Here is a 23,517-nt window from a genome sequence, read left to right as displayed (position 1 = left end):
CGTAATTCTCATGTTACTCCTCCAACAGCACACGACGGTGGACGGGCATGTGTAAAGAAGCCCGATTCACCGTTCGCATAAACTTGGTTCTGCTGCTGCTCGAACGTTTGCAAACAGCGCAGGAGCCGGTCACTTGACTCTCTCGCCACGATTTCGGCGTGGGCTGTTTCGGGGCCGTCGACAGCAACGAGACCCTCAACTGTCGACCGGTAGGACTCAACCCCTCGCGCACGGGTTGCCCACATTCCGTTCCCATCTATTCGAGACCTCGCAGAGCTCGCTTCGCGTCCGTAGAGACCGACAATCACCCAGTGGGTCATTCGTGAGCCAACGATGGTCTGGTCGCTTGTATGGCCCACGGCCCACTCAATACTCTCAACTTGTGACTCTGTCGCGGAGTACTCCACGCCCCCCGTCATGGGTGAATCGAACGCGGTCGCACCGCCCGCGCCGACGATAAGAAATGCGGCACCCACTGAAGCGATCTGCCGCCACGTGGGACGCCCGACGTGCGAGAGTGCATACGGGATGATTGGAACGAAAAACACCGGCGCGAGGGAAAATATGCGGGTGATTCCGATTCCTTTCGGGATGAATGCAATCACCAGAAACCCGACGAAAACAGCACTTCCAGAGACGACAGCGACTGCGACATCGGAGGTGATATTTCGGTTGCTGTACTGTCGATAAATCGCGACACCGGAGGTAAGTGCCAACGCGAGTAAGAACGATGACCGAAGAAGGAACTCACCAATCCGCTCAAACAGCGCGGCTTGGATGAGTCCGGCGCCTGCCGGGCCACCGTCTGCAGAAGGTGCCTGTACGTTCGCTCCGGCAGCTTGTGCCGCAGCGAGTATCAACCCATTTGCAAATGATGACTGAACGAGTAATACAAATCCGATTGCGACACCAACGGCAAGAAACCCTGGACGGACGGTACGAGCGTATTTGCTTGACTGTCGGAAGGGTCGCACGTAAGAGACAACCCCCGCAGTGAGAACGATACCGGTTGCGATAGCGGCGAGGAATGGGTGGAAGACGGTCATTACCAGACCAAACCCGAGAGTTAGGATCCGGGCTCGTCTACTATGAAGCCATAACGCCCAAATGATGACGAACAAAAACGGATACGTAAGCGAAAACGGACGCGGAGTGAATCCTAAAAACACGGCAGGTGTGACAGCAATAGCGGCGATCTGCGACGCTCGCCGATCCGCGCCGGACCGTCTCGCGATAATAACAATGCCCAAGCACCCGAGAAACGCAACAAGCAGCGGGACACCTGAGACAAACTCACGAGCAGAGACTCCAGTCACAGCGGTGAGCCCTCGCCCTAACGCATGAAAGGCGGGATACACGTTCTGCGCCGTCGAGAGCGATCCTCTCATAATCTCATCCACGTGTCGCCACGAGTCGTGGTACCCCCACGGTCGAGCCCAGAGTAGTGAATGGGTGACGACAGCCGCAGTCAGCGAGACCATGTACAGTGCAACGGTGCCCCATGAGTGCTCCGATCGATGGACGGAGGCTAAAATTAGTGCTACCGAGAGTACAAGACCTCCCCAAAACATTGGGAAGGAAGTGTAGATTCCCTCCCATGGCTTTGCAGCACCCATTAACAGTTGCTGTGAGACGACGGCTATTCCAAGGAGAAGGAAGGCGGCAGAAAGCGCAATTCGCTGATCACCGAGACCCATAGATAGACATAGAGGCCATCCATGAAGAATGTATCCTCATCAACTACAACTGGTGCAGCTAGAGGCCACGGTCGCTTTGAAATTGCCACACCTTGTCGGTAGCTGCGAGCGTCTCAAGTGACTACCGGTACATTGACTCAGCAATCCTTGCGTTGGCTGTAATTGTGGTCTTGTTTGCTCCGTCGATCTTGGTAAGCGCTACGAGAGCAACTGAAACGCTGCATTTCTGCCAATTAGAAATCAATTTCGAGTTCTTCGATGGAGGCATTTTCAGATGACAACAATAATCACGAATAAATCGAAAGAGTGGTGGAAGGTACGTACTGTGTGTATAGCATGAACACAGTGACTCCACCGGACGATTTCAGCGAATGTATCCGACTAAAGAGGATATATCTATCAGACCTCGCTCTTTGATTTACGCTGACCGGTCGAACAAATCGATTAGAGGATTGTTACTACTTGTAGCCCAAGTCAGCGAGTTGTTGCATCGTGTCGGTATGAATCGCGTCTTCGGATTGATATAGAGAGCCCGGCTCAACGAGAGACGCCTCCGCCACATCAATGAGCTCTTCCGGCCGAGTCTCTGTGGCTGTCCGGTCACCTGCGTCAGACCGCGAGAGATAGTGCCAATTGTCTGTTGCTACTTCGTTGGGAGACGTCGCGTCGGTGATGATTTTAGTGTCGGCATTGAGTACGGCGATGGTATGCCCGTCTTCGAGCAATGAGTCCGAGAGTGCAACGCTTTCTGTGTCAAAAATACGCTCAGCGTAGTCGGCATGCTGGGGGAATTCACCATCCGTGACGCCCATTATCTCGGCGAGAAGTTGGTGCAGCCACAACAGCGAGAACGGAGCGTCGATACGGTCTCCGTCTTCACCTGGGATGTCAACAAGCAACGGCACGTCGAGCAACTCACGGTATAGATAATCTCGGTCGGATTCAAATAGCCGTTGCTCGTTCCCCGATGCATGTCCGTATATCCCGCGGTCGTATAGCGCTTCACCGTGGTCTGCGGTGATGATAATAGCCGTTTCCTCACGAAGGCCCACCTTCTCCAGATGGTCTAAAATCCGGCCAACCTGTTTATCGACGTAACGAATCGCTCCGTCATACAGTGCTTCGTACCCTGGGCTGTATTCATGCCGAGCGCGCTTGGCGTCGGCGAGGAACTGATAGGTGTCTGTTAGCGAATGCAGTCCGCCTTCACGGACACGGCCGGGATGGATTGGTGCGTGGATGTCGTTGAGGTGCGTCCACGCAAAGAACGGCCCTTCGTCGGGAAGCGAGCTAAGGAATCGGTCAACGACACGTTGGCCTGAAACTGATGCCCAATCGCCTTTCAATTGTTTGTGTCGATATGCGACGAATGCGAGACTCGCTGGGTTGAGTGGGAGCTTTTCTCCGTGCTCAAGGAGTTGCCGTCCGAGTCGGTTGACGAGTGGTGTGCCAATTTCATCCTCGTCGTCGTCGGCCTCATTTTTTGTGTCGAATTTATCGCTTCCTGCTTCGATACGCAGATTCTCGAACGAGTCGAATCCGTTAGCGAACCCACGAATGGGTGAGAGTTGAGGGTTGGCGATAGCTGCGAGTGTCTGGTAGCCATGACTGGATGCGAAACTCGCGAGCGTCTCCGCGTCGTCTGGAATCGTTTTGAACGCTAACTCTTCGATAAACTCACATTCCGCCGAGAGCCGCCCAGACAAAATCCCAGGGAACGACTCGGAAGTACGCGGTCCGGGAGAAATCGCAGATGTGAACTGATAGGCGTTGGGCACTACTGAGTCAATATTCGGAGTCGTGTTCTTCGAATATCCCGCAAATCCACAGTGGTCTCGCCGCAGGCAATCTATTGTTATAAGAACGACGTTTGGCATGCCAATTCATCTCTTGCAGGGAATTATAAATATATGGTCTGTTCGGGAATTTCAGTACAAAGGACAGTATAACTGAGAATCCCCGCTATAGCCCGCACGAAGATACTGCTGGGATTATACAGATTGCGCTCAATTGAGCCGTACTTCCGTATACTGGTGTGATTGGCGCCCTTTCGGTCTGTGGTGTCGAACTCAGATTTTTGACGGTGTTAGCGCTTTTCTGTGGGCCTCGTACGAGATTTCTCCCATAGTCTGCCCTCGAGGACGTCTTTCACGCCGGGCATCCCGTCGTAAATCCACAACCCGAGTGTGAACAGCGCCAAGACGAACCCGAAGAGAATCGTCGGAGAGAACTGCAGGTTCAAGAAGAACTCGAGGAAGCTTCGCTTCCCCTCACTCGGGACGTCCGTCAGCGGCCACAACAGATAGCCGGGAATGCTGAATTCTCCGTTGAGGAATCCCCCAATATTGTCGCCGACGAGGTGTGAGGCGTACCCGATGCCGAACGCCGTGGTGAGCGTGCGCTGTTTCGGCGTGTCGAAGGCCATCCAGAGGATAGCGAGAAGCGGGACGAGTGTGAACAACGAGTGAGCGAAGCTTCGCCCATAGGGGAGAACGGCGAACGTCCACGTGAGTGGTTTGTCGATGAGATCCGGGAACTGCGTGCCGACCGCGAGTGCGAGTACAGCGAGCCCTTGTGGTGGGTGATTGAGGCGGAGGCGGGCGTACAGCGAGTAGAGTACGTAGCCGAACGCGGCGTGACCCCAGGGGAGCATCTATCGGTGGCATTGACTCGAACCCGAATAGATGCTTCGCTAACGAAAAGTAAGAGAGTGAAGCTACGATTGTCACTTAGACACAGTTAGCAGACTCAGATTGAAGCACAAGCGAGGATAGTGGTGAATATAAAATAATGGAGTTTTTGAAGCGGTGGATATAATATCTCTAGACACGACCGTATCCTCAACCAGCATGAGCCGTCCAAACATACTCTTCGTTGTCATGGATACGGCACGAGCACGTAATGCCCTCCCATCCACGAATGCCGAGACTGTGCCTCGAATCACCGAATTCATGAGTGATGGAGTTGAATTTTCCTCTGCAATCTCTACGGCACCTTGGACCTTACCGTCGCATGCCTCTCTGTTCACTGGTCAGTATACTTCAGACCACAACACCGATGCGGGGAACAAACAGTTCGACCCCGACTATGACTCTCTTCCAGCGATCTTGAATAAATCCGGGTACGATACAGTCGCATTCTCAAACAATAGCTGGGTAAGTCCAGACTTTGGGTTCGACCAAGGGTTTGACCAGTTCTATCCCGGTTGGACACTACTTGAGAAGGGTGCCGACTTGGCACCAGCTATGCGTGAGCATGACCACCCGCTTGAGCAAATTCGCGAACTAATCAAGACGGCCAGTGCTTCTGAGATTCCGTCGATGATGGCGAATGCAGCATATGCCAAGTTCTTCAGAAAGCGCTACGACTACGGTGCAGCGGTCACAAATTGGAAAGTTAAGAGCTGGTTCGACAGGCAATACTCTGGCGAAGACCCGTTTTTTATATTTATTAACTATCTTGAGCCCCACCTGGAATACGATCCACCAAAAAAACATTGCAATCACCTTCCGGATGGGGTGTCAATCGCAGAAGCGAAAGAGATTGAGCAAGATGCTTGGGGATACGTCGCTGGCGAGATAGGAATGACCCAGCGCGACTTTGAGATTCTGGAGGGACTCTACGACTCCGAGCTTAGCTACCTTGATCACCGAATTGGGAATCTACTCGACAGTATGTCCGAGAATGGTATTTTGGACGATACGATGGTCGTTATTGTCGGAGACCACGGTGAGAACATTGGGGACCACGGATTAATGGATCACCAATACTGCCTCTATGATACTCTGGTCCACGTCCCACTACTAATCCGTGGTACGAACAAGTTCAGAGGCGGCCACGAGGTCGAACAAGTGGTTGAGACCCGTTCTCTCTTCCCGACAATACTTGAGGCGGCAGACGCGAATGTGCCAGAAAATCCGACTATTGCATCAAGCAGCCTGTCAGAGATAGTCGAAGATTCGTCAAGTGCAGAGGAGGTTGCTATCTCAGAGTATCTTGTTCCCCAGCCCGATATTGAAACACTCAAGGAGAGGTCAAAGGCGAACAGTGAGAGCGGATATGAACAGTATGATCGCGCGCTGAGGTCACTACGAACTGCGGAATGGAAGTTGATTGAATCAAGTGATGGGGCGCGAGAACTGTATGATATCACCAGTGACCCCAAGGAGTTGACTGACGTGAGTTCAGAGCACTCGGACATCGCTGATGAACTTCAGCAGCGTCTCCAAGAGGACCGCGGTCCTCTAAAAAAACAGGACCAAGACGCCAGTTCGCTTGACTCAGGTGCCCAGCAGCGTCTGGAAGACTTGGGATATATCTGATTCAGAGGCACACTCCTTCTATGAAGATATTGATTCGGTCCCATACGTCAATGCGAAGATCAGAAGTGTCCGGTGGGGCCAGCCGCTTAATGCGAAATATCGGGACAGCACTCTTAGAGTCCGGCTGGGAAGTGGATGTCCTTTCACCAAGGTCACATGAGAACGACCGGTCTGGCACTCAGGGTATACTTTATCATGAGTTTCCATATGATGACCCATCTTCATCGATAGAAACCATTCTTAACACTGTACGTGGTGTCAAAGCCTATCAAAACATAATGGAATATGGGGATTTTGACGTATTTCTGGACGATATTTCTCACTATCCCTATTATCCAGGTCACTTCTTCTGCCCTGAAGAGGTCACCAACGCGATATTTATGCATACTGCATTTTTCGGTACGGCCAGAAAACAACTGGGACCACTTCGCGGGACAGTTATTGATGGAATTGACAGGACCCTTCCGCTACTAAAGCGCCCAGAAATTGTTTGCGCAGGAGAAAGTACCGAAAAGCGGATTCAACAGAAGACGGGATATCAGAAAACACATATACTCCACCCGACGGTTCGAGCCAGCGAATATGAGTTCAAGTTTAATCCAAATTCTAAGACTATAACCTACCTCGGCCGTCTTGGTACCCGGAAGAATGTCTCTTGTCTACTTCGAGCGTGGCAAAAGGTAGAGTACCACTCCAGTCGCAATCTAGAACTCGTCATTGCTGGATCCGGGCCCCAAGAGGCCAACCTTCAGGAACTCGCTGAGAGTCTTCGTCTAGAGGATATCACTTTTGCTGGGTATGTAGATGAATCGGAGAAACGGCAGCTGCTCTCTGAGTCGCTGTTATATGTACTACCGTCAACCATGGAAGGATATGCGACAAGTGGACTTGAAGCTCTAGCAAGTGGAACGCCAGTTGTTGGATCGGATACATTCGGAATTAATGACTATATAGAACACGGGAGAAATGGCTATTTGTTCCCTGTCGATGATGATACTCAACTCGCAGAGCTACTAATTGACCTAACTTCAAATACTGAACAGCTACAGCAAGTTGCAAGAGATGGGCGTAAGCTAGCTGAAAAGCATGATTATAAGGAGTTCAGACAGGTGGCAGATACTATTTTTTCCAAATTAGGTCAGAGCCACTGAATATGAACAACAATAACGGATCTGTTGAAATCCTTCAGTGTTGACATTGTGAAGAGCTACTCTTTCCACTGGATTTCGCCGATCCGGTCAGAAACTAGCCTCTCGGCAAATCGCCAGACATAAAGAGGGTTGCAACAGAGACACAATAACGTACTTGTCGAGAACAGCTCAGGCTGTTATACTTGTAATTCGCCTTGCGACATCCACTGTTTCTTCTGCAGTTTCCCCCCACGAACAGTTTTGAGCTGCGGTTACACAGTCGTCAGAACTTAGCCGTTGAGCATCTCTAACCCCGGATGCAATGTCAGAAGTCACAACACAGGCAGTTTCTGGGAGTACTTCGACCGCTCCGCAATTCGGGGTGGCAACAACCGGAGTCCCACAGGCAACAGATTCCAAGATGACATTCCCGAATGCTTCCCAACCGGCTGGATGAATTGTTACCTCTGCATCGGAGTATACCCGTCGCAGCTTACTTTGTGATAGTTTCCCGAGTGCCGTGACATTACTTGACGAAATCTCCTCAGGACCTGCAATAGCAACTGATTCTCCTGTATTCTCAGCAAACTCAATAACTTTCGAGAGACCCTTGCGCTCGGAACCTCCGACAAAAAGGATATACCCCCCACCGCCAGTAGAGGGGTCCGGATAGAATGTGTCCAGATCAATACCATTGTGCGAGATTGTAGAAGGGGTGTTGATATCATATGCCGTCTCCCATCCAGCGCGACAAACAGCACTGTTATAGATTATACAATCGGCTGCTGTGATGGATCGCCGATCAATAACCCTTCGGAATGGGTCGATAATCCGGTCACCGATTGCTTTCATTCCTGATAGCCCATCGCGAATCCATTCTTTTGTTGCCCTGTAACAGTCATGCCGCTTGGAGATAGTCGGTATCGGTAGCTCGAATGGTACTTCGGTATGCGTGATGCAGATATCATACGGCGCGAAGTCAAAACTCCGCTTGAAATGTCCGAATGCCACCGGGAACAACAGATAATATCCTTGCCGAAAGCCAAACTGCACAGGATGGATTGACTTTACTTCCGGAGCCTCATGTCTCAACTTGTCAGCTGCTTGCGGACATGTTCCCGTGATAACAGTTATCTCATGACCTCTTCTTGAGAGGTTACTATATAGGTTACTTAGGTGGTACGAGATACCTCCTAGAACATGACCTGGCCATTCACGAGAAATCACTAAGATGTTCACTTTCGTTCTGGTATCCTATGTTATTTCACATTCAATTGCGTAGCGGAACTGGCTTTACCTCGGATTGTGTATATATTATCATCGGTGCGGAGGTACTCAAACGGTGTATGGCCTACTATCCATTCGAACCTCTATTAAATCTCTTGCTTGGCCTGTTTTATCCACAATGGTGCACAATCTGAGATAAACTACCCGTACCTGAATAATTTTATTTGTAAATGATTTGTCAATTAAATGACTAGACTGATTGTTAAACACTATAGATTTACAAATACCCCAAATCTTTTAATCGTTCCTGAGTCCCAGCATCTACCTCCGAGTTTAAGTCCTGAGTAGACTGGGAAGTGATGTCCGACTTGTATTGGGATATCTCTGTTGTAAACGCAGTTTTCGCTGTATCCGGGATAGTGACGCCGTTTTCACGGCGCTGGATTTTACAGGGTTTCGACAAGTCAAGTTCGTAGAGAGTAGAGGATCCAAGTGAATCCCACTCGTATTTTTGTGAGTCAACGTATGAACAGCGGATCATTCTATTCCAGTATTCGTCTTCACTAACTATTTTCGCACCTCCTCCAATAAGCTCGGCACTGACAGGGTGATGCTTAGCCTCAAATGTCTGCTCTTTTGCTAATGACTCAACTATTTTGGGCAGCTCAAGATGGGATATAAATTCATGAACTGACTCAGTTGAGTACCAATCGGATGGAGGGTTTACAACACAGAGAGGAACATGCAACAACGCCTCCGAAAGAGAACTTCTGTGTGCTACAAGATTATCCTCATCATCATATCCAAGATTCTCACCGTGATCTGAAGTGATTACAAATGTCGTCTCCAAAGCGGTTTGTGAATCAATATCGTCAATCATCTCTACCACTTGCCTATCTAAATAATCAATATTACTAGTATATAGATCTCTGAAATTGTTAATATCTTCAGAATGGTCCTTAAGATATTCTTCTCCTTGACGGTTTGCTTCGAAATGATCGAATTTGGTCGAAGTCCAAGACCAGGGAACAGAATGGAGGTCCGAGTTTAGTTGCAGTTGAGGTTGGTGTGGTAAATGTCCCTCCATAAAGTTCGTGAATAAAAAAGCTGGTTCAGACGAACTTGACAACCTTTTCAAACTGTGTTTTCGGATTAGCTTTGCACCTTGGTCGAAAGGACTGGGAATCGGAAGAAGATCAACCAACCAATACAATTTACTGTACGCGCCATTCAATAGCGAAACCAAAGGATGATCTGCAGAGGGTATATCACGTAGAATCTCTCTAACGGATTTACCGCCTGCGTCTTCTCCATTTGTGAAGCGCCGTCCTGGATGGACCGAAACCAGTTCGTCAAATAACGAGTCAAATCCGAATTCCTTGGTCGTGAATCCGTTGGCAGACACACAAATGCTATTATGCTCCGAAAGTGCTTTAGTAAAAGACTCCTCAGAAATACCTTCAAACCTCATGTTATGTGTGTGTACGCCGTGGTCAGAAGGCAGAGCCCCGGTAAACATGCTGGCATGAGACGGGACTGACCAACTACTTGCGGCACGGCACTGAGAAAAGTTAATGTCTGCACGCTGAGCAAGGCGCGGAGCGTACTTATCAAAATAATCTTTTCTTATAGAGTCTAAGCAAATTAAGACTACGTTACGCATTTGTGTTCTATCAGCTTATCTAGGTCTGCCATTACATGAATCTTTGTAAACACTCATTTACCCCGGCCCACCATTGGATAGTGTGAGTGGAATTCAGGATTCGCTGTCCAAGCTATTCAGAAGTGCAGGAATAGTCTTCTTGAGTACCATATCCACACAGATACTAGCACTTTCCGCAGAGATTTTCATAGTTCGGTCGCTCAGCCCGGAAGAGTATGGTACAATTGCGGTAGCCTATACGACTGCATTAATTGCCGGACGTCTCTCACTGTTTGGCATTCCAGAAGGGATAACCCGATTTATATCTGATACCTCTGCGTATAGAGAAAAAACCAGTATTACGAAGCAAGGGTTTGTGATGATTACTCCAATCGCAATCATTACTAGCTCTCTCTTCCTTATTTTTCCATCTCAAATAGGAAATCTACTAAACAATAACGAAGTGAACGATTATCTGGTATTTTTCAGCGTATATGCCTTTCTATTCCCGATTAGTAGGATTATTATTTCAGTTTTGCGTGCAAGGGGCGAAACATTTCATGCAGTTCTCTCAAAAGACCTATTTCCGAGAGTCGGTGGCCTAATTTTCTTTTTTACAATCCTGTTTCTTGGAGTAGCAGAGATCGGTGCGGTAGCATACTGGGTATCTCTTCCGCTAATTTCCTTTGTAATCGGATTGTACTTCCTCAGTGCCGCACTGAACTTAGGAGAGGTTGCTAAAGCCTCAGTTGAATGGTCTACTATTCGGAGCATTTGGTCCTTCTCCTGGCCATTGGCCCTCAGCTCGTCATTGATTGTTGTTTTCTCAAATATCGATGTAATGATGATTGAGTACTTCTTGACATCAGAATCAACAGGGCACTATCGGTCTGTTCAGCCTCTTCGCCAAGTCACAGAGTTTGTACTGAGCTCCTTTATATTCCTCTATCTGCCACTGGCCACCGAATACTTTTCTCAGGGAGAAAATGAAAAACTGATACAACTTTACAAATCGACGACGAAATGGGCCACAGAACTAACACTACCACTGATTCTAGTCTTCTCAGTTTTTTCTGCAGATCTCGTTAGAATATTTTTTGGTCCGGAATATTTGCCCGCGTCGGATGCGTTGAGCGTATTGGTAGCGGGACTATTCTTCAATGTGTTGGTTGGTCCAAACGGTGCAACTGCGAAAGCAATAAATAGACCACGTGTTGACATGGTTTCGGCTGCTGTGGGGTTTGTAGTCAATATCTTGTTGAATCTATTATTGATTCCCCGAAGTGGTATTTTAGGTGCTGCTATTGCCACAGTCATTGGATATGTAACGTACAACATGATGGAGGTCTTCCTCATATACGTACAAATAGGGAAGCTGCCATTCTCGATTAACCAAATAAAACCAATTCCCCTAACAGTTGGATGTGCAGTCTTAGTCGAAAGGTCAGTAGGAGAGATTGGGATAATTTCGATATTTCTGATAGGGGTCCTGATTTCGGCTATTCACGTGGTCTCTATTATTTTGACGAAGAGCGTGGATAAAAACGACACTATCGTAATAAATAGCGTTGAGGAGAGAATTGGTCGAGAGTTACCGATAGTCCACGACCTGATCAACGACTAATGTAGAAATACCCAGAAGTCGCGGCCAAGAGCCCTCCGTCCGAGAGTGTCAAACTCGCCTCTCGACAACAGAGCGATAATTGTTAAATAGATTTCCTTTTCCCAATTATCGGCCGTCCAAACAAAGTATGAGCAACACCTCATTCAAGCGCTTAAATATTGTTTAGTCGCTTAGAGCTCAATATCTCTAACAGCAGGCCATGCAAATGCAGTCCCAAGCCTAACAAGAGTAACATGGTTCCGAGTCCGATAGAAATCATTGGCTCCCTCAAGCCGGAGGCACTGTCTAGTTAACCTCCTCACCGGTGTTCGTCGGTTAAGCGCTTGATGCCCACGAATTATGGAAGCGGTCAACTCGCATTGTGAGAGTGTGAAACCACTTTGCGATGAGATTTCGATCCGCAGAGTCAACCCGGCCGCTCAGTCCTAATTGAGAGGTGGTAGTCCGATAGCCGAACTGATCGACCAAAAACACGGTATCTTCACAATCGTGTTTCTCGATGACTCCGTGAAGGAACGTAGCCGCCGGATCGGTACCATGTCTTTTGAATAGTCGTACGCCAAAGAGTAACTTGGTGTCGATGTCTATTGCAGCGTACAACCAAGACCATCCACTGTTGATTTTGATAGCGGTTTCGTCGACAGCGACCCGTGACGGCTGCGCCGTCGGCGGGTCCGAAACGCTGTCAGCCAGCCGACACACCCACTAGAAAATCGCCTGGTAAGAGCGTTTAACGCCTAAATCAGCGAGAATTGAGGCTGTTTCTCTGAGTGAACAACCAGTCGCGTGAAGGTGGACGGCGAACGCTCCCAACATTCCTCTAAATCCACTGCAAAACATTCACCGAGCAGGTCTGCGAGCATTCTAACCAAACCACTCAACGACCTATTCACTTCTCAAACTGGCTTAACTAGACAGTGCCCTTCGAAAAATCACATCGAATGTCTAATATTTGGGTGCCAGTTGAGGAGGCGATCTACACGGTGCTATCAGGTCAATGGCGTCTTTTCTCTATAGCGACTGATGCAGATCTGTCGGGTTTTAGATGAATAAGATTGTATTTCCCGCCCTCGTACAATATCTGATAGTCGTGGCTTAGCTCCGACTGTGTTTGTGGACCAACAATTATGTATGTCTCTTGAGAGAGAGAGACGATCTCTTCACTTGTGACGCTGCTAATGGGTCTCTGGGCATAAAATGAAAAAGCAAATTCTTTTTTCGGAGCATTCGGCCCTAGTATTATAGGCTCTCCATTTGGAACATGCTGGTCTGTTGCCTTCCCAAGACGCTCGAAACCATCAAATGAATTGCCGGATCCAACTGGAATACCACCTACAAGTGCTACAACAAGTGCAAAAGCAAAGAGGACAGGTACGACATGAGAGAGAACATTCGTGGCTTTTGTTGAATAGCTGTGTTGTATCTTTTGACTAATACCATTTCTTTCTGAGCATATAATGAGCCCAATCCCGAGGAGAACCGCCCAAAGAGTAGAATTTGTTCGGAGAACTAATATTGCAACTGCGAACCCAGAGATGACCATTAGCTTCGGATGTTCCTCAGTGATTGCATCTGCGCCAATTCCAATGAGTAGAGCACAGGGGACCGCAATGGGCATTATGTACCATCCGTGGTTCCCAGTGACTACGTAGAATCCGAACGTTGAGAGCGCCCACCAAGCCAGAAATATTGGAGCTTTCAGTCTCCTTTTTCGCCAGCCTGTATAAACTGCAATCGCGGCAGCGGGGAAAAGTAAAACGAACCAAGGGTCCATCATACTCGGGATCTCTCTGAAGTAAGGATATCGCATGAACTCAAAGATAGCACCAGACTTGGAGTACAACCCAGACCCAGTTGCCCGTGTAAGGACTTGCTGGAAGAATATCTGGTACAAGAACTCTTGCCTATAGTGAAACCATGCGTAGATGGGCCAAGGAAGAACGAGCACTAGAGTTACGCCAATTGACAGGAACATTTCCTTAGACAAGAACGTTCGATAGTAGAGGAGCACAAGTGGCGCAACTGCAATTACAAATGTGCCAGCACTGAAACCCTTCGTGAGAACCGCGAGAGCCGCTGCGATACCGACATATGGGAGCAGCTCGCGCCTGTCTTGTGTGAAAACAACCCATGTCAAGAACACAAAGATCGTACCGAAGAACACTAATGGGAGATCCGTATTCGCGGTACGTGCCCCATGCCCATTGGCGAATATAATCGGCGTTGTGACGAAGACAACTGAGGCGACGAACCCAGCAAAGCGGGATATCATCTGCCGTCCCATATAGTAGACGAGAATTGCCGATAGAATGGCCAGAATCGCTATTGGAAGCCGAGCTGCAAATCGAGAGACACCAAATATGGACATCGAGACCGCTTCCAACCACATCACAAGAGGTGGTTTCTCGAGAAATGCTTGGAACGCAATTACATCCTTCTGCGGGTGCAGATAGAGATGTGGTATAAGCCATTCGCCACGCTGAACCATGTGCCGGGCGGTGTTTGCGTAAATTGCCTCGTCCCACTGCCGTAGTGGGTTCTGTCCCAGCGATTGAAGAAACACATAGACGCCGATAGCAACTATCGCCAGTAGCCGCGTATAGTCTATTCGCGAATGTGACCGTGCCTCTTGGTTTCGTTCAGGAGTCGGAAAGTGTCGAAATATCGACTTAAAACGCAGTGACAAGTGACTCCGAGAAGATCGTTCCAGGCTTCTATTTCGATCGTCAGACATTCGTATCTCCCACGACTTCCCAAGTGAACAGACTCTCCGCAACGTAGTTGATACTCATTCCGATGCCAATGCCGATGCAGTTCGCTATGGTCGGCCATAACTCAAAACCAGCGAGCTGAACGGAGTATGACACGACACTCGTCAGCACGTAGAGCACTGAGAACGCGACCGACAATCCAACGATACGGACAGCATGCGATTTCAGCCAGCGACGAACGCACGCGATAAGTCCGGCAGCACCTTCATCGGCGAACGTCCAACGATCGTTCACGACGAACATCGTCGAAATTGATGCCTCAGCGCCGACAGCCTTCGCAGCGAGCGGTCCAACACCCATCAATCCCGTGAGAACCGCAACGAGCACCGTTTCGATACCGGCGCCGACGACTCCCACAGAGACGAATTGCCCGATACGGGCCCGTTCAAGCAGTACCTCCGAGGTGGGCTTAGTCGCCATCCTCTCCACCTAACTTCATCAGTTTTGAATGCGCCGTCGGCGTTGCGTTTCGATGTCGCGGACTCGTCGCGATTGCATCGGTTCGACGTTTTACGTCAACAAGTGCAGTTGCTAACTCCAACGATGTACTGAGTGGATTCACGGTCGAGTCAGGGTGGTCCTCCCATACCACAGGGACCTCTGCGATTTCGTATCCCAAGGAACCGGCGACAGAGACGAACTCCAAGTCCCATGCGAATCCCGGCTCGTAGCAGTGATGACCGATCGCTTCCCACGCGTCGGCTCGAACCGCCTTCGCCCCACACTGGTAGTCTCGACACTGCGTCGGGAGCATCTTACGCGCCGCGAACGCGAAGCCATCTCCAAGCAATCGTCGGATGACAGTCTGGTGAGCAACGATATGCGAAGAGGGGTGTCGGCGCGAGGCAAGGCTTACATCTGCAGTCCCCTCGCTGATCTGCCGAACTACGTCATGCAGTGAGTCTGCTGGGACCGATCCATCAGCGTCGGCAAACGCAAGGATATCGGTTTTGAGAGCGTCAAAGCCAGCCATGATCGCTCCACCCTTCCCACGCCGCGTGGTCGCAACGTTCACAACATCAGCAGTTTCCTCAAGTCGCTCAACATGTGCCTGGCGCGGCGTATCAAGCTCAACGCGGAGGATTTCTGGTGCGAATTCCGATCGAACGTCTCGGATGTATTGTTCAAGCGTAAGAATATCGGGGTCGTACGCTGGGATGATGATTCCAAGTGAGTTATCTCCCATCATTCATTGCCCCCATATTTCTAACCCACATAATACTGTCAGCTCATCGGTCACTCATAAAAAGCCATCTATAGCAGCATATTCAGAATAATATTTTTTGAGCTGCATATTACCAAGTAGTTGTGCTGAATTCGTTCAACTCGTATGCTACTCCATCCGACACTCATGCATTCAAATCCGCTCTAGAGTCCAACAACCCCACGGAGAGGACACGCAACCAGAGACATCGGTGCCTGTGCGTCCGCGTCCGTTAGTCCGTGTGAGCGCCTGTCAAGATACATTCGCCATTCTCCTCATCAAGTAGACTCTGTGCGCTCTGCACTGATTCTGAGACTGAGAGCAGCAAGTGGGCTAGGGGAGAAGCCTATTTAGATCAACGAACTCGTATCATCCCTATAGCGAGCAATAGGCGAGCGACTGGTAGTGATTAGTTTGCGACCGTTGTAGATAGTGATGACGTCAGATGGTCGATAGTAATTACTATAGCCATCTACGTACGCTGCAGATAGACAGACGGGCTACTGCGTCGGCGAGATAGCCTGTAAATGAGCTGGTTCATTCTTGTGAAGTTACTCTCGCAGTCAGCATAGAAGTAGCACAAGACCCGACTAAGACCCAATCCACAGAGCAACACACCGTCATGGATACATATTAATGTGAGCTAATCTGAAGACAAAACAATAGTATGACAATGCCAGGGAGTCCGGCTGGAAAAATCTTATTCTACATCGTACAGTCAGCCGGAGGATCTGACAATGCAGACAAGCACATTCACAAGATAGCATGCGAAGATCCAGATTGGGAGCGGATACTCCCACTGGCAGCTAGTCACGGACTGACTTCACATCTCCGTGAATCAATCAAGCCCGTTCAATCAAAAATCCCGGAGAAAGTCTACCAGAGCCTTGAATCCCAATATCGAATGAATGGGGTGAAAAATCTACAGCATACCGAAGAACTACACAGCGTCTTAGAGGCTTTCAAAGAGAGCGGTATTCAAGCTATTCCGTACAAAGGACCAGTCCTCTCCGAGTTCGCCTACGGGGATCTGAACGCTCGATGGTTCAAGGACCTCGATGTCCTCGTCAGACAACAAGATCTCGCACGCGCCCGAGAAATTCTACGAGAAGCAGGCTATGAACAAACGAATGCTCGCGAGATTCCCTTACAGAAACTAGTTGACGAGTCATTTTTCAGATGGGAACGGGAGCTTAGGTTTGAGAATGAGAACGAGAATATTCAAATCGAGCTCCGACCACAGTTCACGGGCGGCAATGCCTCAAATGCACGGGTCGTGACGGATCTCTGGAAACGACGAACACCACTCACAGTTGGTGGACGAACATTACAAGCGTTGTCACCAGAGGACAGAGCGCTGTTACTCCTCACCCATGGCTCGAAACACGGTTGGGCGCGGCTCTCATGGGTCTGTGATATCGCAGCGCTCTTTCACCGCGACATTGAATGGGAAACGGTCCTCACGCGGGCAGAGGGATACGGTTGGAAAACTGCGGTCCTATTCGGACTCAGTGTAACCGCTGAGCTCGCTAAGGTGGAAATTCCAGAGAAGGTCAAGGAAGAGGTACAGAACTGCAGACGAGCGACAATTGGTACAAGCATTGCGTCAAGACTGTTCCAATACGATCCAACTGGAGAGAGCTTAGATCTTGAACCATGGACTGTTGTCTTCTTCCTCAATGATACGCTCAGGGGGTCGTTCAAAGAGCTCATCGATGTTCTTTTCGCCCCCCGGAAAGTGGATGTCAAGTTCTTCCCGCTTCCTCCCAAACTGTATCCTCTGTACTATCTGATTCGGCCGTTCAAGCTCATCCCGAAACTACTTAAGAAGCTCAAGAGATAGTCGTTCCAATCTTAGAGTTTATATTGTACAACCGTAATATCAGTATTGCCAGTGGGGTCACGAATGCAAGACGAACTGAAATCCGGGACGGTGGTGGCTACAGACGACAGTCTCTCTACGGAAATCGACGGAGAGACTGTGATACTACAGGCGGAAGAGGGCAAATACTTCGGTCTGAACGATGTGGGGACATTCATCTGGGAGGCAGTTCAGCAGCCTCGAACGGTAGAAGAAGTATACGAGGCGGTGACGGCAGAGTACGACGTCGAATACGAACGCTGTCAGAGTGACGTTGACGCGCTCCTCTCGGACTTACTGGAGAAAGACCTCGTTCAGATTAAACCCGACAGCTCAACCTAGTACGCGGATGTCGAAGTTATCGACCTTTCTTTCATACCGTACCGGAGATCAGATCCGACTACTGAGCGCAGTAGGTCTACTTCTCTCTTTACCGACCGTAGTGTCTACCGCCCAGTTTGCTCGAACACGAACGCGATTGCTGTGGATGTCCGAGAGGGTGGGACGACTCGTCCCTGGAAATCCTACGCCAGAGCGGATCGTACAGACTATCGAAGTCGTCGACCGGGCACTCCCGGGAGAGCGAACCTGTCTCGTCCGCTCTCTTACGGCTGAAACGCTACTTCGACTATACGACTACCGACCAATACATCGGATTGGTGTGGAGAAAGAGAGCGATCAAGTGAAAGCCCACAGTTGGCTCGAACATCAAGGAGAGATACTCATTGGAGACTTAGACGATCTTTCTCGCTATGAAGCACTACCACCGCTTAATGATGGAGGAACCTTGTGAGCGGACTCGTCGTGTTATTTGATCGTGAGGACAGGATATCGAACGATCGGATAGAGGCGATGCTAGATAGTATCGACCATCGCGGACCCGACGGTCGAATCTCGTGGCGCGACGAACAGGTCGCCCTCGGACACCAACAACTACAGTCAACACCCGAATCTCGGTACGATCAGCAACCCTATCGCGATGGCGAACATCTCATCGTAGCTGATGCCCGAGTCGATAATCGAGACGAACTTGCTGATCGATTATCGATCGAAGCGCCGCTCACACGGATGCCTGATAGTCATCTCCTCCTTTCAGCGTATCGAAAATGGGGGGCGCAGTGCGTCAACCACATTGTTGGGTCGTTCGCGTTCGTGATCTGGGACACGGATGCCAAAACGTTGTTCTGTGCCAGAGATCGGTTTGGCGTCAAACCCATCTACTACTACGAAGAAGACGGTCTCCTTGCAGTCGCATCCGAGATAAAAGCGCTTCTCACACTCCCGTTCGTCTCAATCGAAGTCAATGACATAGCGATCGGGGACTTTCTCGTCGGCTTGTTTGAGGATAAGGAGCGGACGTTCTATCAAGAGATCAGACGACTGCCGCCAGCGCACGTGAAAGTGATCAACGACGAACGGGCAACAGAACGGCAGTATTGGGATCTCAACCCCCACAGAACTCTTACGCTAGAATCCGACGCAGCATACGAACGTCGGTTTCGTGACCTGTTCGAGCAGGCAGTGAGCTGTCGACTCCGAACCGAGGGAAGGCCAGGCACATCACTCAGCGGTGGCCTCGATTCGTCGTCGATTACGGTCACCGCGCGGAACGATCTTCCGGACGATCAACTCCTACACACCTTCTCAAACGTGTATGACCAAGCACCGACGAGTGACGAACGGGAGTTTATCGAAGCGGTCTCTTGTCGCGATGGAGTTGAATCGCACTACGTGTTTCTCGACGATGTCGGATCGTTTGGAGATAGAGAGTGCATGGAACAGCAATATGACAGACCACCACACGACCCCATGCACCATGCCATCTGGGAGCGGTCGAAACGCGCCAACGAAGTTGATGTGGACGTCTTGCTTGAGGGGGCCTTGGGCGACAGTGCAGCAGGATACGGATTAGGGTTGCTTCCGGAGTTACTCCGGACAGGCCGGTGGCGTCGCCTACTTCGGGAGACGAGAGCGATGGGAGAAGTCACTGGTGCACCAGCCAAGCATCTATTGATTCGACACGCCGCAAAACCGCTAATTCCAAGCTGGACAAAGCGAATGAACGCACGACTACGAGGAAATCCAGTGCTTGAAGCGGCCGAGAATCCCGCACTCAACACAAGATATGCCCGACGGATAGGGGTTCGAAAGCGATTGAAACAGCGGGATTCAGTCTCGGTACTCCGAGAAACAGCCCGGCGGCGACAGTATCGATCGCTCCTTGACGGACGGATGACCGCGAGCCTAGAGACAGCAGACTTAGCAGCCGCTCAGTTTGGTATCGAACCTCGCTACCCGTTCACAGACGTACGTTTAGTAGAGTTTTCGCTGGCGATTCCGGCGACTCAACAGCTCTCAGATGGATGGACCCGCTCGATACTTCGTCGAGCGCTTGCGGACCTGCTGCCAGAGAAAATCCGAGCCCGACCTTGGAAGACGGATATGAGCGAAGCATTCTGGAATTCGCTTGCATTAGAGGACGATCTGATTCAGCGGCTGCTCCTTGAGACTGAGCAATCGACGGACTACTTTGATGATGCCGAGCTACGAGCAGCTTACGAGCGGTTTAGCACAGATCCAAATACGCAAGATGCGCAAGTGCTATGGCGAGCGCTTTCGCTGTTCACCTGGTTTAGATCACACAAAAACCGGACGGGTGAAGAGAGCGCAGCGTCTGAAAGCCTGTGAATGAACAAACTGTGAAAGTCCCGTAATGATAGGTAACAAATGACGCTTCAGATGGGCAACATTTTTATATAGCTATGACAATGTTCGTGTGAGCTAATGGCAGGGAACTCATCGAAGAAGTCGTACACTGCGCCTGAAGTGACTGAATACGGGAATATCGAGACGATTACGAAACAAAAAAACAAGACAGGAATGGGTAACGATCAGTACAGCAAAAATACCCCGCTCGTCGGCTCTGTCGTTTCGGTCGAGAACTAAGTCAGAGCATCCTCCAATTTTGTAGGCGGGTCATCCCGTAAACTAGAACGCTACACGAGGAGGAGGGTCTTACTGACATTTATCCCGTGTCGCCCTCAAGACGATTATTCGATTCTACGTCGTCGACGACCTGTTCAACGAGCGAAGGGAGAAGCTCATGGTTCTGTGGACGTTTCAACACACGGAAAGGAACCTGCTCGGCAATCTGTGAACACTGTTCAAGATGAGTAGAGGATTGTTCAGTGTCGACCAACAATCCACGAAGATAGGTATGTGGAATCAGTTCTAGCAATCGTTCAGTGCCAGACAACTCCTCAAGACTAATCTCGTCGCCTGACTGTAGGATGTAGCAGCCCGCCAGGGGAATGGGATCGGGAGTCACATCGGTCGGATAGTACCGCTTTTCATACCACGATTCGACCGTTTCCGCGGTCAGCCCGAGCGCGATTGCCGCATCGGGTTTCAATCGGAGTTGGGGAACGCCCGGGACAACCATTGGAGTCTCATCCTCTAGTCTGATACCGACCACGTCGTCTTCGAGCAACGAGTGACCAGCCACCTCAAACGCTGCTGCCGTCGTTGATTTTCCGGCGCCTCTGGGTCCGAGAAAGATTACCGCTTTTCCATTTACTGCGACAGCACTCGCGTGGAGGACTAGATGTCTCCGCTGGTGCAAGATCAACCCGAGCATCTCGTTTTCGAGTAAACCACGGAAGAAGTCCTGCTCTGGGACCGCATCTGATTCGAGATCACAGACGATCTCTTGGCCGTTTTCGATTCGAAACGAACCAATATTTTCGTAGGTCAGTCGGCAGACATCTGCCGTGGCAACGATGCGGTGCTCTCCGAACTCATCTAATGACTCCGGAACAGACTCAACATCGCCACGTTTGATTTCGACGTCGGGTTTCTCAGAATCTGCCGTGGCAGGCAGTTCCGGGAGTTCAAATTCCGAACGAATCACTAAATCGTACGCTGCGTAAGAGTACATGAGATTCCTGAGTGACCGGAGATTCGTCTAATGCATATTAGTTATAGTTTCCGATAATAACACTAATGAGACACTAAGTAGAGTAACCCAAGAATACTGCGTCTCACTGTGGCGTAATGACTGATTTAGGATTGTATCGCGTACAGTTCGGCATAGGTCGAATCGTTTGCTAACAGCTGTTCGTGTGTCCCAACCTCGGCGACAGAGCCGTCAACGAGCGTATAGATGCGGTCAGCGTCGTTAATAGTCGAGAGTCGGTGAGCGATACTAATTGTCGCGTAGTCTGCTTCGACCGAGGCGATGCCGTCGTATACATCCCGTTCAATATTCGAATCGAGTTCGCTGGTCGCTTCGTCTAAAACCAATACATCCGCATCCTTTAGGAGTGCACGAGCGATCGCAACGCGTTGTTGCTGCCCACCCGAGAGTCGTACGCCATCTTCGCCGAGGTTCGTTTGGTAGCCATTCGGAAGGTCCGGCAGAAACTCAGTTACTCGAGCGATAGCACAGGCACGTTCAACCTCGTCTTGGGTGGCATCACGGTTTCCGACAGTCACGTTCTCCCAGAGTGTATCGCTGAAAAGGAAGGGATCCTGGCGTACGACTGCAAGGCGTTCGCGCCACTGCTCGGGAGCAAGTTCACTGATTGGAGTGCTGTCGGCAAGAATACGACCACTATCCGGCAAGTGAAGTTGACCGAGGAGCGAGACGATGGTCGATTTTCCTGCGCCAGAGGGTCCAACAAGCGCAATAGATTGTCCCCGCTCAACAGAAAACGAAACATCATCGATCGCCCGCTCACCCTCCTCGTACGAGAACGACACAGTGTCGAATGTAAGAGAGTCGACCGATTCAATAGCTTGAGATGCGCCGTCTGATTCAGGCGTCCGTTCGGAGAGTTCCTGAATTCGTGAGCGGACCCGGAGGAAGTGAGGTAGCTGTCCGTCCAAGTGGTAGAGCGTATTGTTGACTTGATTTACGACCGGAGACAGTCTAAAGACGGCGAAGAGAAAAACACCCAGTTCAGCCACTGAGAGACCGGTGAAACTGAATCCAACGTAGACGAGGCCGAAGACGACGAATGCGTTCAGCAGTTGATTGAGACTGTTGAGTGCCGCCTGATTCCGTTGGAGTCTGACACCAGCGGAGACGTATCCGTCAAGTAAGTCAGTCATCCGGTCGACCACTTCGGTTCGCATGTTGAACAGACGAACATCGCGCATTCCCTGTAGCGTAGACTGCGAGACAGACTGAATGCGGCTGTTCACGTCCGCGGCTTCGTCGCCAACGGCATATGCGGGTTCAAGCACATACCGTACGGAAAGCGTGGTCACTCCGAGGCCGATAACTGCTGCGAGTGTCAACGCTGGCGAGAGAACGGCGGCGATGACGAGATAGATCAACCCACGGAGAACGACTTCAGTGAGGTTGAACACAGCCATGACGATTCCCGCGGACCGATTCGTTTCAGTAATAAGACTGTTGAGAAGCTCGTCTGACCCGGCTTCATCAATATACTCGATTGGACCGTAGACGAACGAATTGAACAGTTTCTGTCGGAGCTCACGCTGGTAGCTCAAACTGAGGACAGAACGAAGCCACGCGGTGAGGAAACTGAGTGTGAACCGGACAGCCATAACGCCCGCAACGCCGAGAACAAGGTATTCTAAGGTGAACGGAATCCCGACGAAATCGTATAGCTGTACGAAGACACCTAAGACACCATTAGCGTCACTAGTGGGAGCGGTAGATTGCGCAAGCTCAAGAATCGGAAGAAGAAATCCGAGTCCAACACCCTCCAGCAGTGCAGTACCAAAACTCAGTGCAACGATAGCGAGGCCGAGTTTAGGACGAAACAGCGCTGCCTCATAGAACGCTGTGATTTTCTCTCGGAGTTCTGGGTTCATATCGACGGTAATGTACGAGGTTTTGGCAACAGACAAAATACTGTCTGTAACCATGGTCGATGAATCGGTTGAATCGGATCGACGCTAGACTATCGATTTGCCGGCTATGTAGAGGGTTCAAACCATCAAATTGAATACATCTAGTCGAATTTCCTCAAGATATTTTCCCTATGCAGGTCAAAAGGCAGATGTACT

At 50.1% G+C, this 23,517-nt stretch carries 18 protein-coding genes and 1 pseudogene; 8 read left to right on the top strand and 11 right to left on the bottom strand.

Annotated features, from left to right (window positions below; all coding sequences use genetic code 11):
- Positions 1–8: 8 nt before the first annotated feature.
- The 3 genes from NDI76_RS16025 to NDI76_RS16015 all read right to left on the bottom strand — a co-directional run bounded on the left by NDI76_RS16025 (position 9) and on the right by NDI76_RS16015 (position 4,350).
- Positions 9–1,046, bottom strand: a complete 1,038-nt coding sequence (locus NDI76_RS16025) for a hypothetical protein (RefSeq protein ID WP_310925141.1) — start codon at positions 1,044–1,046, stop codon at positions 9–11.
- A gap of 1,109 nt (positions 1,047–2,155) precedes the next feature.
- Positions 2,156–3,574, bottom strand: coding sequence for a sulfatase (locus NDI76_RS16020; RefSeq protein ID WP_310925140.1), 1,419 nt, complete (start codon positions 3,572–3,574; stop codon positions 2,156–2,158).
- Between the two features lie 209 nt (positions 3,575–3,783).
- A complete protein-coding gene (locus NDI76_RS16015) occupies positions 3,784–4,350 on the bottom strand; it encodes a metal-dependent hydrolase (protein ID WP_310925139.1) in 567 nt (188 codons plus the stop codon).
- Positions 4,351–4,504: 154 nt separating this feature from the next.
- Here NDI76_RS16015 and NDI76_RS16010 point away from each other — a divergent pair, with 154 nt between their 5' ends.
- On the top strand, positions 4,505–6,019 hold the full coding sequence (locus tag NDI76_RS16010) for a sulfatase family protein (protein WP_310925138.1): 1,515 nt from the start codon (positions 4,505–4,507) through the stop codon (positions 6,017–6,019).
- A gap of 89 nt (positions 6,020–6,108) precedes the next feature.
- Entirely contained in the window at positions 6,109–7,170 is a 1,062-nt protein-coding gene (locus NDI76_RS16005) for a glycosyltransferase family 4 protein (protein WP_310925137.1), read from the top strand.
- A gap of 168 nt (positions 7,171–7,338) precedes the next feature.
- On the opposite strand, the gene NDI76_RS22640 is transcribed toward NDI76_RS16005, so the two are convergent.
- Positions 7,339–8,376 (bottom strand): glycosyltransferase family 4 protein, encoded by a 1,038-nt coding sequence (locus NDI76_RS22640; RefSeq protein ID WP_425498377.1) that lies wholly within the window; start codon positions 8,374–8,376, stop codon positions 7,339–7,341.
- Positions 8,377–8,653: 277 nt separating this feature from the next.
- Positions 8,654–10,039, bottom strand: a complete 1,386-nt coding sequence (locus tag NDI76_RS16000) for a sulfatase-like hydrolase/transferase (RefSeq protein WP_310925136.1) — start codon at positions 10,037–10,039, stop codon at positions 8,654–8,656.
- A gap of 82 nt (positions 10,040–10,121) precedes the next feature.
- On the opposite strand from NDI76_RS16000, the gene NDI76_RS15995 reads away from it, so the two are divergent.
- Positions 10,122–11,642: a flippase gene (locus tag NDI76_RS15995; protein WP_310925135.1), complete on the top strand. Its 1,521-nt coding sequence runs from the start codon at positions 10,122–10,124 to the stop codon at positions 11,640–11,642.
- 321 nt (positions 11,643–11,963) lie between these two features.
- On the opposite strand, the pseudogene NDI76_RS15990 reads toward NDI76_RS15995, so the two are convergent.
- From NDI76_RS15990 to NDI76_RS15975, 4 genes and pseudogenes are all read right to left on the bottom strand, one after another.
- Positions 11,964–12,505, bottom strand: a pseudogene (locus NDI76_RS15990) (IS6 family transposase); the annotation flags it as partial.
- 131 nt (positions 12,506–12,636) lie between these two features.
- Entirely contained in the window at positions 12,637–14,130 is a 1,494-nt protein-coding gene (locus NDI76_RS15985) for an ArnT family glycosyltransferase (RefSeq protein ID WP_310925134.1), read from the bottom strand.
- Positions 14,131–14,368: 238 nt separating this feature from the next.
- Positions 14,369–14,833, bottom strand: a complete 465-nt coding sequence (locus tag NDI76_RS15980) for a GtrA family protein (RefSeq protein WP_310925133.1) — start codon at positions 14,831–14,833, stop codon at positions 14,369–14,371.
- Complete coding sequence (locus NDI76_RS15975) at positions 14,823–15,602, bottom strand: glycosyltransferase (RefSeq protein ID WP_310925132.1); 780 nt, start codon at positions 15,600–15,602, stop codon at positions 14,823–14,825. The genes NDI76_RS15980 and NDI76_RS15975 overlap by 11 nt, the downstream gene beginning before the upstream one ends.
- 682 nt (positions 15,603–16,284) lie before the next feature.
- On the opposite strand from NDI76_RS15975, the gene NDI76_RS15970 reads away from it, so the two are divergent.
- The 5 genes from NDI76_RS15970 to NDI76_RS15950 all read left to right on the top strand — a co-directional run bounded on the left by NDI76_RS15970 (position 16,285) and on the right by NDI76_RS15950 (position 20,424).
- The gene (locus NDI76_RS15970) at positions 16,285–17,460 is read left to right on the top strand and encodes a nucleotidyltransferase domain-containing protein (protein WP_310925131.1); all 1,176 of its coding nucleotides are present in this window, start codon (positions 16,285–16,287) and stop codon (positions 17,458–17,460) included.
- A 63-nt stretch (positions 17,461–17,523) separates the two neighbouring features.
- A complete protein-coding gene (locus tag NDI76_RS15965; protein WP_310925130.1) occupies positions 17,524–17,820 on the top strand; it encodes a PqqD family protein in 297 nt (98 codons plus the stop codon).
- Positions 17,821–17,827: 7 nt separating this feature from the next.
- Positions 17,828–18,271, top strand: a complete 444-nt coding sequence (locus NDI76_RS15960; protein WP_310925129.1) for a lasso peptide biosynthesis B2 protein — start codon at positions 17,828–17,830, stop codon at positions 18,269–18,271.
- The gene (gene asnB, locus NDI76_RS15955; RefSeq protein ID WP_310925128.1) at positions 18,268–20,166 is read left to right on the top strand and encodes an asparagine synthase (glutamine-hydrolyzing); all 1,899 of its coding nucleotides are present in this window, start codon (positions 18,268–18,270) and stop codon (positions 20,164–20,166) included. Before NDI76_RS15960 ends, asnB begins: the two co-directional genes overlap by 4 nt.
- Positions 20,167–20,262: 96 nt before the next feature.
- Positions 20,263–20,424, top strand: a complete 162-nt coding sequence (locus NDI76_RS15950; protein WP_310925127.1) for a hypothetical protein — start codon at positions 20,263–20,265, stop codon at positions 20,422–20,424.
- Between the two features lie 79 nt (positions 20,425–20,503).
- Here NDI76_RS15950 and NDI76_RS15945 read toward each other — a convergent pair whose 3' ends face one another.
- Both NDI76_RS15945 and NDI76_RS15940 read right to left on the bottom strand, forming a co-directional pair.
- Entirely contained in the window at positions 20,504–21,415 is a 912-nt protein-coding gene (locus NDI76_RS15945; protein WP_310925126.1) for a hypothetical protein, read from the bottom strand.
- Positions 21,416–21,540: 125 nt separating this feature from the next.
- Positions 21,541–23,376: an ABC transporter ATP-binding protein gene (locus NDI76_RS15940; protein WP_310925125.1), complete on the bottom strand. Its 1,836-nt coding sequence runs from the start codon at positions 23,374–23,376 to the stop codon at positions 21,541–21,543.
- Positions 23,377–23,517 lie beyond the last annotated feature (141 nt).

The organism is Halogeometricum sp. S1BR25-6 (assembly GCF_031624495.1).
GTDB lineage: Archaea > Halobacteriota > Halobacteria > Halobacteriales > Haloferacaceae > Halogeometricum > Halogeometricum salsisoli.
This window is presented reverse-complemented; position numbering and strand designations above follow the sequence as displayed.

Excerpts from the sequence above, each read along its gene's own strand:
- NDI76_RS15970 (WP_310925131.1), top strand. The coding sequence starts at position 16,285 with ATGACAATGCCAGGGAGTCCGGCTGGAAAAATCTTATTCTACATCGTA.
- NDI76_RS16020 (WP_310925140.1), bottom strand. The coding sequence starts at position 3,574 with ATGCCAAACGTCGTTCTTATAACAATAGATTGCCTGCGGCGAGACCAC.
- NDI76_RS15945 (WP_310925126.1), bottom strand. The coding sequence starts at position 21,415 with ATGTACTCTTACGCAGCGTACGATTTAGTGATTCGTTCGGAATTTGAA.
- NDI76_RS15985 (WP_310925134.1), bottom strand. The coding sequence starts at position 14,130 with ATGGTTCAGCGTGGCGAATGGCTTATACCACATCTCTATCTGCACCCG.
- NDI76_RS15965 (WP_310925130.1), top strand. The coding sequence starts at position 17,524 with ATGCAAGACGAACTGAAATCCGGGACGGTGGTGGCTACAGACGACAGT.
- NDI76_RS15975 (WP_310925132.1), bottom strand. The coding sequence starts at position 15,602 with ATGATGGGAGATAACTCACTTGGAATCATCATCCCAGCGTACGACCCC.
- NDI76_RS16005 (WP_310925137.1), top strand. The coding sequence starts at position 6,109 with ATGCGAAATATCGGGACAGCACTCTTAGAGTCCGGCTGGGAAGTGGAT.
- NDI76_RS16015 (WP_310925139.1), bottom strand. The coding sequence starts at position 4,350 with ATGCTCCCCTGGGGTCACGCCGCGTTCGGCTACGTACTCTACTCGCTG.
- NDI76_RS16025 (WP_310925141.1), bottom strand. The coding sequence starts at position 1,046 with ATGACCGTCTTCCACCCATTCCTCGCCGCTATCGCAACCGGTATCGTT.
- NDI76_RS16000 (WP_310925136.1), bottom strand. The coding sequence starts at position 10,039 with ATGCGTAACGTAGTCTTAATTTGCTTAGACTCTATAAGAAAAGATTAT.
- NDI76_RS15980 (WP_310925133.1), bottom strand. The coding sequence starts at position 14,833 with ATGGCGACTAAGCCCACCTCGGAGGTACTGCTTGAACGGGCCCGTATC.
- NDI76_RS15950 (WP_310925127.1), top strand. The coding sequence starts at position 20,263 with ATGGCAGGGAACTCATCGAAGAAGTCGTACACTGCGCCTGAAGTGACT.
- NDI76_RS15940 (WP_310925125.1), bottom strand. The coding sequence starts at position 23,376 with ATGGTTACAGACAGTATTTTGTCTGTTGCCAAAACCTCGTACATTACC.
- NDI76_RS15960 (WP_310925129.1), top strand. The coding sequence starts at position 17,828 with ATGTCGAAGTTATCGACCTTTCTTTCATACCGTACCGGAGATCAGATC.